Source organism: Paenarthrobacter sp. NCHU4564 (assembly GCF_052156435.1).
Classification (GTDB): Bacteria; Actinomycetota; Actinomycetes; order Actinomycetales; family Micrococcaceae; genus Arthrobacter.
The window spans coordinates 98,460-112,997 of the sequence record NZ_JBQLIS010000012.1; the positions used below are offsets into that span (position 1 = coordinate 98,460).

The 14,538-nt window shown below is 63.7% G+C and carries 13 protein-coding genes; 8 read left to right on the forward strand and 5 right to left on the reverse strand.

The genetic code is table 11. From position 1 onward, the window contains the following. Positions 1-41 precede the first annotated feature (41 nt). A complete protein-coding gene (locus ACSVIE_RS13600; protein ID WP_442424178.1) occupies positions 42-1,373 on the reverse strand; it encodes a M50 family metallopeptidase in 1,332 nt (443 codons plus the stop codon). Between the two features lie 32 nt (positions 1,374-1,405). Beyond that, the gene (gene dxr, locus ACSVIE_RS13605) at positions 1,406-2,590 is read right to left on the reverse strand and encodes a 1-deoxy-D-xylulose-5-phosphate reductoisomerase (RefSeq protein WP_426006792.1); all 1,185 of its coding nucleotides are present in this window, start codon (positions 2,588-2,590) and stop codon (positions 1,406-1,408) included. A gap of 45 nt (positions 2,591-2,635) precedes the next feature. Here dxr and ACSVIE_RS13610 point away from each other — a divergent pair, with 45 nt between their 5' ends. Next, positions 2,636-4,096, forward strand: coding sequence for a lipase maturation factor family protein (locus ACSVIE_RS13610; protein WP_426006791.1), 1,461 nt, complete (start codon positions 2,636-2,638; stop codon positions 4,094-4,096). A 12-nt stretch (positions 4,097-4,108) separates the two neighbouring features. On the opposite strand, the gene ACSVIE_RS13615 is transcribed toward ACSVIE_RS13610, so the two are convergent. The 3 genes from ACSVIE_RS13615 to ACSVIE_RS13625 form a co-directional block, all read right to left on the reverse strand. Next, positions 4,109-5,455, reverse strand: a complete 1,347-nt coding sequence (locus ACSVIE_RS13615; RefSeq protein WP_426006789.1) for a hypothetical protein — start codon at positions 5,453-5,455, stop codon at positions 4,109-4,111. A gap of 41 nt (positions 5,456-5,496) precedes the next feature. Continuing rightward, positions 5,497-5,826 (reverse strand): hypothetical protein, encoded by a 330-nt coding sequence (locus tag ACSVIE_RS13620; RefSeq protein WP_442424179.1) that lies wholly within the window; start codon positions 5,824-5,826, stop codon positions 5,497-5,499. A gap of 160 nt (positions 5,827-5,986) precedes the next feature. Continuing rightward, the gene (locus ACSVIE_RS13625) at positions 5,987-7,051 is read right to left on the reverse strand and encodes a LacI family DNA-binding transcriptional regulator (protein WP_426006787.1); all 1,065 of its coding nucleotides are present in this window, start codon (positions 7,049-7,051) and stop codon (positions 5,987-5,989) included. A 206-nt stretch (positions 7,052-7,257) separates the two neighbouring features. Between ACSVIE_RS13625 and ACSVIE_RS13630 the strand changes: the two genes are divergently transcribed. The 7 genes from ACSVIE_RS13630 to ACSVIE_RS13660 are packed head-to-tail and all read left to right on the forward strand — an operon-like array spanning position 7,258 to position 14,523. Beyond that, a complete protein-coding gene (locus tag ACSVIE_RS13630) occupies positions 7,258-8,586 on the forward strand; it encodes an extracellular solute-binding protein (protein ID WP_442424180.1) in 1,329 nt (442 codons plus the stop codon). Then, complete coding sequence (locus tag ACSVIE_RS13635) at positions 8,583-9,512, forward strand: carbohydrate ABC transporter permease (protein WP_442424181.1); 930 nt, start codon at positions 8,583-8,585, stop codon at positions 9,510-9,512. The genes ACSVIE_RS13630 and ACSVIE_RS13635 overlap by 4 nt, the downstream gene beginning before the upstream one ends. A gap of 1 nt (position 9,513) precedes the next feature. Continuing rightward, the gene (locus ACSVIE_RS13640; RefSeq protein ID WP_426006781.1) at positions 9,514-10,419 is read left to right on the forward strand and encodes a carbohydrate ABC transporter permease; all 906 of its coding nucleotides are present in this window, start codon (positions 9,514-9,516) and stop codon (positions 10,417-10,419) included. A gap of 13 nt (positions 10,420-10,432) precedes the next feature. Further along, on the forward strand, positions 10,433-11,677 hold the full coding sequence (locus ACSVIE_RS13645) for a Gfo/Idh/MocA family protein (protein ID WP_442424182.1): 1,245 nt from the start codon (positions 10,433-10,435) through the stop codon (positions 11,675-11,677). Continuing rightward, a complete protein-coding gene (locus ACSVIE_RS13650) occupies positions 11,674-12,678 on the forward strand; it encodes a sugar phosphate isomerase/epimerase family protein (protein WP_442424183.1) in 1,005 nt (334 codons plus the stop codon). Before ACSVIE_RS13645 ends, ACSVIE_RS13650 begins: the two co-directional genes overlap by 4 nt. A 37-nt stretch (positions 12,679-12,715) precedes the next feature. Beyond that, complete coding sequence (locus ACSVIE_RS13655; protein ID WP_442424184.1) at positions 12,716-13,417, forward strand: ThuA domain-containing protein; 702 nt, start codon at positions 12,716-12,718, stop codon at positions 13,415-13,417. 14 nt (positions 13,418-13,431) lie between these two features. Beyond that, positions 13,432-14,523, forward strand: coding sequence for a Gfo/Idh/MocA family protein (locus ACSVIE_RS13660; protein ID WP_442424185.1), 1,092 nt, complete (start codon positions 13,432-13,434; stop codon positions 14,521-14,523). The last annotated feature ends 15 nt before the right edge of the window (positions 14,524-14,538 follow it).

Genomic DNA, 14,538 nt, shown 5'->3' on the forward strand with positions numbered 1-14,538 from the left:
CGTGGTTTGATACGGCAGTGACGCACCGCATGGCGTCCCCACTAGCCAAAGATGTTCACGGGCTTGACGATGTCGGCGTAGATCAGCAGCGCGCCCATGGCCATCAGCAGCGCCGCCACAACGTAGGTGGCCGGGAGCAGCTTGGCGATGTCGAACGCTCCGGGGTCCGGTTTGCCGCGCCACAGGGCAACGCGGCGCCGAACGGCTTCATAGAGCGCCCCTGCCACATGGCCGCCATCCAGTGGCAGCAGGGGGATGAGGTTGAAAATGGCAAGCGCAAAGTTGAGGCCTGCCAACAGTCCCACCAGCGCCCCGGCGCGCGCCTGCAGCGGAACCTGTTCCATCGCGGCTACTTCGCCGGCCACGCGGCCCACGCCCACCACGCTGATGGGACCGTTGGGATCGCGCGGCTCCTCGCTGAAAGCCGCTTGTGCAACCCCCGCCACGCGGGCAGGGAGGTTAAGGATGACGCCCGAAATCTGCTTGATGTTCTCCCCCGCCATGGGCAGGACAGACGACGCCGGTTGGGGCACCAAAGCGCTTTGGGCACCGATTCCCAGGAAGCCGACCTCCTGGTACTTCAGCACTCCGTTGGCATCCTGCTCAGGGCGGCCATCCGGGCCCGCGACAGGCCGGGACGTCAGGACCGGGGTGACGGTGGTGGACACCGGTTGCCCGTCCCGTTCCACCGTGATGGGCACTTCCCTGCCAGCCGAGGAGCGGATCCACCCGGTCAGCTCCTCCCAACTGGTCACCGCCTTGCCGTCAAAGGAGGTGATGGTGTCGTTGGGCTGCAGTCCGGCCGCCGCGGCGGGCGTTGGTCTGCAATCGGCGGAATCGGGGTCAACCGTTTCGCCCTCTGCAACCTGGCACTTGGAGACATCGGCGATGGTGGTGGTTGCCGTGGCCACGCCAAACCCCATGAGAAGCACCGCCGTCAGCACCAGGCCGATCAGGAGGTTCATGGCGGGCCCGCCGAGCATGATGATGATCTTCTTCCAGACCGGCAGTTTGTAGAACACCCGGTTTTCATCACCCGGCCCTACCTCTTCGTGGGCCACCGAGCGGGCCTCCGAAGCCAGTGTCTGGAACATGCCCGTGCTGGACGGGCGTACGCCGCCGTCGTCCTTATTGGGCGGGTACATGCCGATCATGGAGACGTAACCGCCCAGCGGCAGCGCCTTGAACCCGTACTCCGTTTCGCCCTTTTTCCGGGACCACAGCGTGGGGCCGAAGCCAATCATGTACTTGGTGACCCGCACCTTGAACAGCTTGGCGGGGACCAGATGGCCCACCTCATGCAAGGCGATGGACACGGCAACGCCGATGGCGACGAAGACGACTCCAAGGATGAAAAGTAGGACGGGACTCATGCCGGTGGGACTGCTTCCGTGGGGTTGGGGATCTACTGGGCGCTGCTGGCTAAACGATCGTGGGTGCGGGCACGTGCCCACCTCTCAGCATCCAGTACGGATTCCACCGTTAGCTCCAAGGAGCCTGAATGTTCGCTGAGGACCGATTCCACCGTGTCCACAATGTCCGTGAAGCGGATGCGCCCGGCGTGGAAAGCCTGGACAGCTTCCTCGTTGGCGGCGTTGAAGACGGCCGGGTAGGTGCTGCCTTGCTTGGCCGCGTCCTTGGCCAAATCCACCGCCGGGAAGGCTGCCGAATCCAAGGGTTCGAACGTCCAGCTGGTGGCCTGTGACCAGTCGCACGGCGTAGCGGCCCGCGGCACGCGGTCCGGCCAGCCCAGGCCCAGCGCTATGGGAAGGCGCATGTCCGGTGGTGATGCCTGGGCGATGATGGACCCATCCACGAACTGGACCATGGAATGGACCACCGACTGGGGATGGACCACGACGTCGATCCTGTCCAGCGGGACGTCGAAAAGCAGGTGCGCTTCGATGACCTCCAGCCCCTTGTTCACCAGGCTGGCGGAGTTGGTGGTAACCATCAGGCCCATGTCCCAGGTGGGGTGGGCCAGCGCTTCCTGCGGCGTGACGGCGTGGAGCTGCTCCCGCGAGCGCCCCCGGAAAGGGCCGCCGGAGGCCGTCAGGATCAGTTTTTCCACTTCCTGGGCCGCCCCTGAGCGAAGGCACTGGGCGATGGCCGAATGTTCGGAGTCCACGGGTACGATTTGGCCCGGACGGGCCGCCGCCTTTACCAGGGCGCCGCCGACGATCAACGACTCCTTGTTGGCCAGCGCCAGGGTGGCGCCGGAGGCGAGCGCGGCCAACGTGGGAGCCAGGCCTATGGACCCTGTGATGCCGTTGAGGACAACATCACACGGAACAGCGGCGATACGGGTCGAGGCGTCCGGGCCGGAGAAGATTTCGGGTGAATACGGTGCAGCCCCTGCTTGCTCCACGGCCGCATCCAGCAGCCGGCGCAGCTTGTCCGTATCACCCTGGGCGATGCCAATCGCCTGGGCCCGGGTATGGACGGCCTGCTGGGCCAGGAGTTCCAGGTTTCCGCCTCCGGCGCTGAGGGCCACTGTTTCGAAGCGGTCCGGGGCTGCATTGACGACGTCGATCGCCTGCGTGCCGATGGAACCAGTGGACCCTAGGATGGTGATCTTGCGCGGCTGCATTGCTTAAGTATCCCAGCCTCCCCTGCCGCGCGTAACGTGGACTGCGTGGAGTGGCTCGCATGGTTCGACGCGCGGGACTACGAATTTGCCCGCCAGGTGCTGCAGCGCGGCACAGCAGCGCTCTTCTTTGTGGCCTTTCTCTCCTCCTTGAACCAATTCCCTGCGCTGCTGGGCGAACGCGGCCTCCTTCCCGTTCCCGGGTTCCTGGACCTCGCCCGCCGGTTGGGTCGGCCCAGTGTGTTCCTGTGGCGCTACTCCGATTCCCTGCTCCGGGCAGTCTGCTGGGCGGGCATCACGGTGTCCTTGCTGCTGGTTTTTGGCCTGCCCCAAACCGGGCCGCCCTGGGTACCCATGCTCGCTTTCCTGGCGCTGTGGATCCTCTACATGTCGATCGTGAATGTCGGCCAGACCTTCTACGGCTTCGGGTGGGAGTCCCTCCTGCTCGAAGCTGGGTTCACCGTGGCGTTCCTTGGCTCCGACCGAACCGCTCCCCCTGCCACCATCCTGATCCTTATTGTGTGGCTGGTCTTCAGGCTGGAGTTCGGAGCAGGAATGATCAAGATCCGCGGCGGCCGGGAGTGGAGGGACATGACGGCCATGTTCTACCACCACGAGACACAACCCATGCCCGGCCCCCTGAGCCGTCAGGCCCATCTCCTTCCCCGCCCCCTCCACAAGGTGGAAGTCATCGGCAACCACTTCGCTCAACTGGTGGTTCCCTTCTTCCTGTTCGCTCCCCAGCCGTTGGCCGCCTCCGCCGCGGCGATCATCATTGTGACCCAGCTGTGGCTGGTGGCCACCGGGAATTTTGCCTGGCTCAACTGGGCCGCCATCGTTCTCGCCTTCGCTGCAGTCAGCGACCCCGTGGCGCACGCAGTGTTTCCTGTGATCCCGCTGGATTGGCACCCGGGTGCGGAGTCCCCGGTGTGGTGGACCGGCGTCGTACTGGCCGTTACCGTGCTGCTGCTGGTTCTCAGCTACCGCCCCTTGCTGAACCTCTTCTCGCGACAGCAGCTCATGAACGCCAGCTTCAACAAGTGGCGGCTGGTGAATGCCTATGGGGCCTTCGGGACGGTGACCAAGCAGCGGATCGAGATCGTGGTGGAGGGCACCATGGCCAAGGACCCCGATGCGCCGGATGAGAGCTGGCTGGAGTACGGCTTCAAGGGCAAACCCGGCGATCCCCGGCGTGTGCCCAGCCAGTGGGCACCGTACCACCTCCGCCTCGACTGGCTGATGTGGTTCCTGCCCCTGAGGACCGTCCACGAGGACTGGTTCTACGCGTTCCTCAACAAACTCCTGCAGGCGGACCCGCCAACGCTGCGGCTGCTCCGCCATGACCCGTTCGACGGCGACAAGCCCCGTTGGGTGCGTGCGCGCAGCTATCTTTACCGGTTCGCCAGCCGCGCAGAGTTCCGGGAGACCGGTAACCGCTGGGTTCGCGTTCCCTTGTACGACGCCGTGCCGCCGTTGTCCCTGACGTCGCGTCGGCGGCGCTTGCTGTAGCCGGCAGACGGCCTACAGGGCCGCGGCAGCCAACTCCGGATTTTCCCCGGCAGCGGCCCGCTTGGTGCTGCTCCGTTTTCCGGGAGCCGCGGCGGATGCCGTCACATGCGCCTTGCGTTCCACGGATTCTGCGGCAATGTACAGGCCCTCGCGGTTCAGGTGCCGCGAATAGCTGGAATCCAAGTAGAGGGTGGGGAACGAGTCCTCGCTGTTCATCTCGGCCGCTTTGGCGAGAAGTGCGCTGTACAAGTAGTCCTTCACGGCGCCGGCACCTGCACCACCGCCGTAGACGTACGCCACCTCCGTGGTGGCACCGACAACGGCAAGAACACGGCCAAATTGCTCGGCGACTTCCTTGGCGAAGAACATCGTTTCCTCGTCCACGAACCCCATGACCCGCTCGTAAAAGTTGCGCTTCAGGGGCGACGGTCCTGCGTGCAGGTATTCGGAGAGCTGCTTCCGGGAAGTAAATCCGGACTGGAAACCACGGTCCCGCATGGCCTTCAGGGCATCGGTCAGGACGGTGCCATAGCCTTTCTTGAAGGTCGTTGAGGCATCGGCGTTGAACTGGCCCGCAGTGAACACCGGGAAATTGACGGTGCCCTCGCCGACGTCGATGCCGATCGTGTGCTGGGCAGCCAGGACGTCGCTGGAGGTGATCCCTTCCAGGGCCAGCCCCCTCCTCCTGACATCGGACAGCATGGCATCCATCAGGGGTGCGCCTTGCGCGGTGATGGCATACTGCGCGGATGCACCCTCGGGGATGACCTGGACATCCATGAACCGAAGCTTCACGGTCACCGGGGTTTCGAAGTTGTGGATGGTGGCGGTGTGGACGCCGTTCATGAATTCACCGGCGTAGCTGGTCCGGTGCGAGAGGTACTCATTGATGGGCAAGGCGAGTGCCACCCGGGCGCGGACGCTCAAGGCTTCATCCGCCGGCGGAAGGGATCCGTTGTCGCGGACGTGGTCCTGCAGGGCTTTGGCGGCAAAAGCACCCATGACCAGGATCTTGCTTAATTCCTGTTCGGCTTTGCTCCTGTGGCCTATGACGTCGAACTCTTCGAAAGCCCCGGGCGCGCTCAGGGCCCTGACTCCGAACAACCTGCGGTACTGGTCCCCGATCAGCGGAGAGGAAAAGCTCACGTCCAGTTCATTGCAGAAGTCGCCTGCCATGCGCGCCGGAGCTTCGCGGTCCGGCGTCGGAAGCGCATTGGAGCGGGTGACCAGCGCCACCCCACTGGGAAGGTCGATCACGTCGGCTTCCGCCGGGCCGGTTGCGAGGGTGCCGCGGATCAGTCCCTTGACGTAGCCGTTTCCGACGTCGATGCCTCCGGTGAGGTTTGTTGAAATGGTCATGCATCATCCTTTCGATCTGTGTGCGGAGGTGGCGCAGCGGGTCATCGACGCAGGCGGGTGAAAAGTTCGTTGACATCGACCTCCCCGCCGGGCGCTTCCTGCGGTCCGGGCGACGGCGGTTCCGCGGGTTTGGCGTTGGGCGCAGAAGGGCCCTCCACCTCGGCACGGACCGGAAGCTGCACCACGGGCCTGTTCACGATGTCCACGTACCCGTGCCGCTCGATGCTCTCCCGGATCAGCGTCCGCATGGACAGCGATTGGTTGTCCTGCAACTCCATCCACGCCACCACAGCTTCATCTGCCCGGGGCACGTTCAAGCGGTATCTGTGGGGCGGCAGCTTCGCGGACCCCTGGTTCTGCGGATCAGGCACCTGGTTCTCCTTCCCTGGCGTTCCCGCGCAACCGTACGCGGGATGAGACCATCCACCGGACTGTTCACAGCCCGCTGTTGGTCATTTCTGGCCAGGCGCGGACCGCTCACCACCCATGAGTGGCCGGTGCACACCGATCATGACGGAGACAGCAGCATTTTCAGCCGCGGCGCCAGCCTGCTCCGAGCTGCCCGCTGCGCGGAGCTGCGGTCGATTCCCGGACCACAAGGTGCGTAGCCAACTCCACGCGCCGGGAATCCAGTTCCTCGCCGCGGACCTGGCGCAGGATGAAGCTGAGCGCCGAACGCCCCATCTCCTGGAGGGGCTGGGAAACCGACGTCAGGGGCGGGACGGATTCCGCAGCCTGGTGCGTGCCGTCAAAGCCGACCAGGCTCATCTCCTCCGGTATTCGGATGTTCTGCCTGCGCGCTTCGGCGAGGACTCCCAGCGCAATACTGTCGCTGGCGGCAAAGATCGCCGTGGGCGGGTCTTCCAGCCCCAGCAACGCCTTCATGGCACTGACGCCGTTTTCCGGACGGAAGGCTCCAGCCGATATGTATTCGTGGTCCACGGTGATGCCTTCCGCCATGAGCGCAGCCATGTATCCGTGGAGCCGGGCCTGGCTGCACTCGGCGGTGGAAGGACCGCCGATGTAGGCAATGCGCCGGTGACCCAGTTCCAGCAGGTGTGTGGCGGCAGCCTTCCCGCCTGCCCAGTTACTGGCGCCGACGCTGAACACGTCCAGGGCGGGAGGGTTGAGGGGGTCGATGACCACTATCGGGATACTGCGCCGCTGGAAGGCTTTGAGTTGGGCCGAATCGAACGCAGATGTCACCACGATCATGCCGCTGCGGCCTTCGTCGATCATGCGCTGCGCCCGCTCTTCGGGGCTTGGTGGCGAGCCGGCCTGCCGGCTGGTCACAGAAAGAATCACTTCGATATCGGCCAGGGACGCCTGCTCCAGCACGCCATTGAGGACTTCGACGGCGTAAGCGGAGTTGAGCGAGTCGAAGACTGCCTCTACCGTTTTGGCCGCCGGCAGGCTTCTTCTCTGCAGCGGTGACCTGTAGCCGGTCTTCTCCAGTGCGGCAAGGACCCGGGTGCGGGTTGCCTCCGCCACGTCCTCACGCCCGTTGACCACTTTGGAGACGGTCGGCGTGGAGACGCCTGCCTCCTTGGCTACCGCAGCCAGCGTCAACTTTGACGGGCGGGTTTCTGTTGTCATGGCCCCCACTTTCGAAATATTTCTGTTCACTCATCATGCGGCGATGCCATTTGCTTTGGCAAGTGGCGGTGCCGCTTGTGTCAGTTGGAGGCTTGACGCATCCCGGAATGGGCTTTAGTTTATACCGTGACCTAAATCACCGGAGCGAAATTTTTCGAAATTCTTTGCTCTCGCACTCTGTTCATGCGATTACCCATGGAGAAGCAATGAAGCAATTCCAGTCCTCCCGGCGTTCCTTCCTGGCCCTTGCTGCCCTGACTCCCTTCGCAGCCGTGGCCACCACGGCGTGCGGCACGTCCGGGCCGGGAGGTGGCGGCGCGGGCGGTGGTGCCAGCATGTGGTTCCTGACCGGTGAGCCGAACCAGACCACCATGCAGAAGGCGGTCGATGCCTTCGGCTCCGCGAACCCCGACCACAAGATCACGGTCACGTACTTCCAGAACGATGCCTACAAGACCAAGATCAAGACCGCGATCGGCGCCGGACAGGCTCCCACCATCGTGTACGGCTGGGGCGGTGGCGGATTGAAAACTTATGCCGAAGCCAACCAGGTGGAAGACCTCACGGCCTGGTTCAACGAGAACCCCGACCTGAAGAACAAGTTCTTCCCGTCGTCCTTCGGAGCAGCTACGGTCAACGGCAAGATTTATGCGCTGCCCAACCAGTACGTCGCTCCGATCGTGTTGTTCTACAACAAGGAACTCTTCGATAAGGCCGGGGTCCAGCCGCCCAAGACCTGGGACGACATCATGTCGCTGGTGAAAACCTTCAACGACATGGGTGTGGCGCCGTTCTCCCTCGGTGGACAATCACGGTGGACCTCCATGATGTGGCTTGAGTATCTCCTGGACCGCATCGGCGGGGCCGAAGTCTTCAATGCCATCTTCGAGGGCAAGCCGGACGCCTGGATGCATCCCGCCGTCATTGAGACCGGAACCAAGATCCAGGAACTTGTCTCCGCAGATGGGTTCATCAAGGGTTTCTCCTCCATCACCGCCGATTCCAAGGCCGACCAGGCCCTGCTGTTCACCGGCAAGGCCGCCATGATGCTCCATGGGTCCTGGACCTATGGCGCCATGAAGAAGGAGGGACAGAACTTTGTCCAGGACGGCAAGCTCGGGTTCGTGCAGTTCCCGACCGTTGCCGGAGGCAAGGGCGATCCGAAGAGCGGCGTGGGAAACCCCGCCCAGTACATGTCCATCTCCTCCAAGGCCAGTGACAAGGAGAAGGAAACGGCCAAGAAGTTCTTCAAGGACGGCATCCTCACCGATACCGTCATCGATGCCTACATCAATTCCGGATCCGTGCCGATCGTCAACGGCATCGAAGACAAGCTGGACTCCTCCCCGGACAAGGACTTCCTGACCTTTGTCTACGACCTCGCCAAGAACGCACCGACGTTCCAGCAGTCGTGGGACCAGGCCCTGAGCCCCACTGCGGCCGAGGCGCTCCTGAACAACATCGACCAGCTTTTCCTGAAGTCGATCACGCCGCAACAGTTCGCCCAGAACATGAACGCAACCCTGGGCAAATGAGCGCCGCAACGCAAGCGCGGCCCGCCGCTCCTCCGCGCCAGACCACCAAAGCCACACCGGGCCGTTCCTCCTTGGCCTGGCTGACCGTCCCGGCACTGCTGTTCTTCGTGATCTTCGCCGTCGTCCCCCTGGTGGGAGTCCTGCTGTTGAGCTTTGCCAACTGGGACGGCATTGGAGCCATCGGAGCAGCAGGAACGGACAACTGGATCTCGGTTCTTGGCGACCCCGAGTTGTACAACGCCCTGGGGCTGACCTTCCTGATCATGATCATGTCCTGGTTGGTGCAGACTCCGATCAGCCTGTTGCTGGGCGTTTTCACCGCCGGGAGCCAGAAGTACCGGGCAGCACTGGCCGTCCTTTACTTCCTGCCGCTCCTGTTGTCATCGGCTGCCGTTGCGATCGCATACAAGGCCCTCCTTGATCCGAACTTCGGCCTGGCCATGGGCCTCGGCCTGCCCTTCCTGGCACAGGACTGGCTGGGGGTTCCCCAGCTGGCCCTGGGTTTGGTGATCTTCGTGATTGCCTGGCAGTTCGTTCCGTTCCATACGCTCATCTACCAAGGTGGGGTCCGGCAGATTCCCAAGTCCCTGTATGAAGCAGCACAGATCGATGGGGCGGGAACCATCAAGCAGTTCTTCCACATCACGCTCCCGCAGTTGAAATACACCATCATCACTTCCTCCACGCTGATGGTCGTGGGATCGCTGACCTACTTCGACCTCATCTTCGTCCTGACCGGCGGAGGGCCGGGCAACTTTACCCGGATCCTCGCCCTGGACATGTACCTGCGTGGCTTCCGGGCCAACCTCATGGGGCCGGCCAGTGTCATCGCGGTCATTCTGGTGGTCATCGGCCTTGTCCTGGCCTTGTTCCTCCAGCGCCTTGGAGGCAAGGACAAGCAGGGCAGCCAATTGGAAGGAATGTAGGGTGAGCACCGTACTGACAAACCAGCAGGAGACCCCCAGGACGGGAGCTGCAAGCAAGCCCCCGGCACAGCGTCAAGGCCTGGGCACGCGCCTGCGCCGCCTCAACATACCGGGTGGCCTGGGTGGATGGATCTGGTTAGCCGTGATCATCATTCCGGTCTACTACATCGTCATCACCAGCCTGAAGACCTCCGAAGGCTACTTTGGCCAGAACCCCCTGGCACCGCCTCTGGCGCCCACCCTTGAGAACTACCAGTTGGTGCTCGAGTCGAACTTTGCCGCCTACTTCATGAACAGCGTCATGGTCACGTTGGGGGCAGTGGTCCCTACCGTCCTGATCTCGTTCATGGCAGCCTTCGCGATTGTCCGCGGCGGAGGCAGGTTCCTCAAGCTGGTCAACGGCATGTTCCTGATGGGGCTCGCCATTCCGTTGCAGGCAACGATCATTCCCATCTACCTGATGATCATCCGCCTGAACCTGTACGACAGCCTGCTGGCGATCATGCTTCCATCCATCGCCTTCGCCATCCCGCTGACGGTGCTGATCCTGTCCAACTTCATCCGGGACGTACCCAACGAACTCTTCGAATCCATGCGGCTGGACGGGTGCAGTGAATGGCAAACCATGTGGCGCCTTGCCCTGCCTCTCACCCGGCCGGCAATCGTCACGGTGTCCATCTACAACGGCCTGCACGTGTGGAACGGATTCCTGTTGCCGCTGGTCTTGACCCAAAGTCCCGACCTCCGCGTCCTCCCCTTGGCCCTGTGGTCCTTCCAAGGTGAGTACAGCGTCAACATACCGGCCGTCCTGGCCTCGGTGGTCCTGAGCACCCTGCCCATCCTGGTCCTGTACGTGGTAGGACGCCGCCAACTGCTCAGCGGCTTGACCGCCGGATTCAGCAAGTAGAAAGGAATCACAGATGACGGAACAGAAACCACTCCGCGTAGGCATGGTGGGCTATGCGTTCATGGGGGCTGCGCACTCCCACGCCTGGCGGACCGCACCACGGTTCTTCGACTTGCCTCTCGCTCCGCAGTTGACCGCGGTTGCCGGCCGCAACGAGGAAGGGGTCCGGGCTGCTGCCGCCAAGTACGGGTGGGACTCCGTGGAAACGGACTGGCGCGCACTGGTCGAACGGGACGACATCGACCTGATCGACATCTGCACCCCTGGCAACACCCACGCCGACATCGCCATCGCCGCCCTCGAAGCCGGCAAGCACGTACTCTGCGAGAAACCCCTCGCCAACTCCGTGGAGGAGGCGGAGAAGATGACTGCCGTGGCGGAGGCCGCAGCGGAGCGTGGCGTACTGTCCATGTGCGGCTTCAGCTACCGGCGCACCCCTGCGCTGGCGTTGGCCAAGCGCATGGTGGAGGATGGGCGGCTGGGCGACATCCGCCACGTGCGGGCCCAATACCTCCAGGACTGGCTTTCCGACGCAGACGCACCATTGACGTGGCGCTTGGACAAGTCGAAGTCCGGGTCAGGTTCCCTGGGTGACATCGGCGCGCACAGCATCGATGCTGCCCAGTGGATCACCGGACGGACCATCACGGGTGTCTCTGCGCTGTTGGAGACGTTCGTCACCGAGCGTCCCCTGGCCGGCGACTTCGTGGGACTGGGCGGCCACGGGGGTTCGGATGGTCCCAAGGGCCCGGTAACTGTGGATGATGCCGCTTTGTTCACCGCGCGCTTCAGCGGAAACCACGACGCCGGCACGGACCAACAGGCGGACGGCACCTCCGGTGGGGACGCCACGGGCCCGATCGGCATCTTCGAAGCAACCAGGTTCGCCCTGGGCCGCAAGAATGCAATGCGCCTGGAACTCAACGGCACCAAGGGCTCCCTGGCGTTCGATTTCGAGGACATGAACTCCCTCCAGTTCTACGACGCTTCCCTGGAGCCGGACGCCGGGTTCCGCAAGATCATGGTCACCGAACCGTCCCACCCCTACACCGCCAACTGGTGGCCTACGGGGCACGGGCTGGGCTATGAGCACGGATTCACCCATCAGGTGGTGGACCTTGTGAATGCCATACACGCTGGCGAGCAGCCCTCGCCGTCGTTCGCTGATGCGTTGCAGGTCCAGAAGGTGCTGGCCGCCGTCGAAGCAAGCGCCGGCAACGCCAGCCGTTGGCAGACCGTCGAGAAGGAGACACCATGAGCCGACCCATCACCCTCTTTACCGGCCAATGGGCCGACCTCCCCTTCGAGGAGGTGGCCCGCCTGGCCGGCGAATGGGGTTTCGACGGATTGGAAATCGCTTGTTGGGGCGATCACCTGGATCCCCAGCGCGTCGTGGAAGACGACGCCTACCTCCAGGGCAAGCTCGACATCCTCGAGAAGCACCAGCTGTCCGTCCAAGCCATTGCCAACCATCTCACCGGCCAAGCGGTGTGCGATGACCCCATCGATGAACGGCACCGTGACATCCTGTCCCCCGAGGTCTGGGGCGACGGCAAGGCTGAAGGAGTCCGGGAGCGGGCGGCCGAGGCCATGAAAACCACCGCCCGCGCCGCTGCCCGCCTGGGGGTCAAGACGGTGACAGGCTTTACGGGCTCCTCCATCTGGAAGTGCGTGGCCATGTTCCCCCCGGCTTCGGAGGACATGATCGAGCGGGGCTACCAGGACTTCGCCGACCGCTGGAACCCGATCATGGATGTCTTTGACCAGGTGGGCGTCCGTTTCGCCTTGGAGGTCCACCCGTCCGAGATCGCCTACGACTACTGGACTGCCAAGCGCACCCTGGAAGCCATCGGCCACCGTGAGGGCTTCGGGTTGAACTTCGACCCCTCACACTTCATCTGGCAGGACCTGGACCCCGTGATGTTCCTTCAGGACTTCGCGGACAGGATTTTCCACGTCCATGTGAAGGAATCGGTCCGTCAACTCAACGGTCGCAACGGCCGCCTTGGCTCCCACTTGCCGTGGGCCGATCCTCGGCGCGGCTGGGACTTTGTCACCGCGGGCCACGGCGACGTGGTGTGGGAACCCATCTTCCGCACGCTCAACGCCATCGGCTACGACGGACCCACAAGCATCGAATGGGAAGACGCAGGCATGGACCGCCTGGTGGGCGCCCCGGAGGCCCTTGCCATGGTCCGCAACCTCGCCTCCATCCAGCCACCGGCCGCTGCGTTCGACGCCGCTTTCGCCACACGATAAAACCCCTTGACGGATACGCCCCGAAACGAAGGAAACCATGACAACCAACAACAAGAGCGCGCTGGTGGTGCGCGGCGGCTGGGACGGACACCAGCCGGTGGAAGCCACCGAACTCTTCATCCCGTACCTCAAAGCCCAGGGGTTCGAGGTACGGGTCGAAGAGTCCCCCAAGATCTACGCCGATCCCGACTACATGGCCACGGTTGACCTGATCGTGCAGTGCATGACGATGTCCACCATCGAGAAGGACGAATTCGCAGGGCTGCGGACAGCCGTGGAGAACGGCACCGGGTTGGCCGGCTGGCACGGCGGCATCGCCGATTCGTACCGCAACAACTCCGATTACCTTCACCTGATCGGCGGCCAGTTCGCTTGCCACCCGGGCAAACACCCGGATGAACTGATCGGTGAGCAGTCGGACAACTACGTCCCCTACACCGTGAACATGCTTCCCGCCGCCGCGGACCACCCCATCACCGCAGGCCTGGAGGACTTCGACCTGGTCACCGAACAGTACTGGGTCCTCGCCGACGACTACATCGACGTCCTGGCCACCACCACGCAGAAGGTGCGCGAATGGGACCCCTGGAACCGGGAAGTCACGTCGCCTGCCATCTGGACCCGGCAGTGGGGCAAAGGCAGGATCTTCGTCTGCACGCCCGGCCATCGTGTGGAAGTCCTGGAGGACTCCAATGTCCGCACCATCATTGAAAGGGGCATGCTGTGGGCAACCCGCTGAACACAACCCGGCGCATGAATGTCGGAATCATCGGCTGCGGCAAGATCGTGGAGCAGTACCTCACCAACTTCCGCCGCCTGGAGTCGGTCAACCTGGTGGCTGTTGCCGACCTCGACCACGCGCGTGCGCAGGCGGTCGCGGACTCCTATGAAGGCGTCCGTGCTGTGACCGTGGACGAGTTGCTGGCCGCCGGCGACGTCGATCTGGTCCTCAACCTCACCATCCCGGCGGCACACGCCGAAATCGCGCTCAGAGCCATCGGCGAAGGCAAGGCGGTGTACGGAGAGAAGCCACTGGCTGCCACCACCGAGGAGGCACGGCAGGTGCTTGCAGCCGCGAAGGCTGCGGGTGTGACCGTGGGCTGCGCACCGGACACCGTGCTGGGGACGGGTATCCAGACCGCCCGCAAGGCGATCGACGACGGCTTGATCGGAGCACCGATCTCGGCCACCGCCACCATGGCCACTCCCGGGCATGAACGCTGGCATCCGAACCCGGACTTTTATTACCAGCCCGGAGGCGGACCACTGCTGGATATGGGACCCTACTACGTATCAGCCCTCGTGACCCTGCTGGGGCCGGTGGTTTCGGTGGTGGGCGCAGCGAGCCACACCCGGAATGAACGGACCATCGGTTCCGGCCCCCGCGAGGGCCAAAAAGTTCCGGTGGACATCGACTCCCACGTCACCGGCGTGCTGGTGCATGCCTCGGGTGCGCTGTCCACGCTGTTCATGAGCTTCGATGCGGTCCAGACCAAGAGCCCCAACATCGAAATCCATGGTGAGAAGGGCTCACTGGTGGTGCCGGATCCCAACCACTTCGACGGGAACGTGCAGCTGTTTGCCCTGGGAGCAGCCGATTGGGAGACACTGCCCGTCTCAGCCGGCTACGTGGATTCAGGCCGTGGATTCGGAATTGCCGACCTTGCCGCCACACCCCCAGGGCAGGAGCCGAGGGCCGGTGGGGAACTTGCCTTCCACGCCTTGGAGGTCATGGAATCCGTTCTGGAAAGCGCCAAGACCGGACAGGCCGTGGCCATCACGAGCACCGCCCCGCGCCCTGCCGCGGTTCCTCTCACGGAACTTGCGGCGCCCGTGCGCGCCTAGCACCCCAAAAACCCC

What these genes read in the sequence shown, in the direction of transcription:
- ACSVIE_RS13645 (WP_442424182.1), top strand. Translation starts at nt 10,433, where the DNA reads ATGACGGAACAGAAACCACTCCGCGTAGGCATGGTGGGCTATGCGTTC.
- dxr (WP_426006792.1), bottom strand. Translation starts at nt 2,590, where the DNA reads ATGCAGCCGCGCAAGATCACCATCCTAGGGTCCACTGGTTCCATCGGC.
- ACSVIE_RS13600 (WP_442424178.1), bottom strand. Translation starts at nt 1,373, where the DNA reads ATGAGTCCCGTCCTACTTTTCATCCTTGGAGTCGTCTTCGTCGCCATC.
- ACSVIE_RS13630 (WP_442424180.1), top strand. Translation starts at nt 7,258, where the DNA reads ATGAAGCAATTCCAGTCCTCCCGGCGTTCCTTCCTGGCCCTTGCTGCC.
- ACSVIE_RS13655 (WP_442424184.1), top strand. Translation starts at nt 12,716, where the DNA reads ATGACAACCAACAACAAGAGCGCGCTGGTGGTGCGCGGCGGCTGGGAC.
- ACSVIE_RS13625 (WP_426006787.1), bottom strand. Translation starts at nt 7,051, where the DNA reads ATGACAACAGAAACCCGCCCGTCAAAGTTGACGCTGGCTGCGGTAGCC.
- ACSVIE_RS13635 (WP_442424181.1), top strand. Translation starts at nt 8,583, where the DNA reads ATGAGCGCCGCAACGCAAGCGCGGCCCGCCGCTCCTCCGCGCCAGACC.
- ACSVIE_RS13615 (WP_426006789.1), bottom strand. Translation starts at nt 5,455, where the DNA reads ATGACCATTTCAACAAACCTCACCGGAGGCATCGACGTCGGAAACGGC.
- ACSVIE_RS13650 (WP_442424183.1), top strand. Translation starts at nt 11,674, where the DNA reads ATGAGCCGACCCATCACCCTCTTTACCGGCCAATGGGCCGACCTCCCC.
- ACSVIE_RS13660 (WP_442424185.1), top strand. Translation starts at nt 13,432, where the DNA reads ATGAATGTCGGAATCATCGGCTGCGGCAAGATCGTGGAGCAGTACCTC.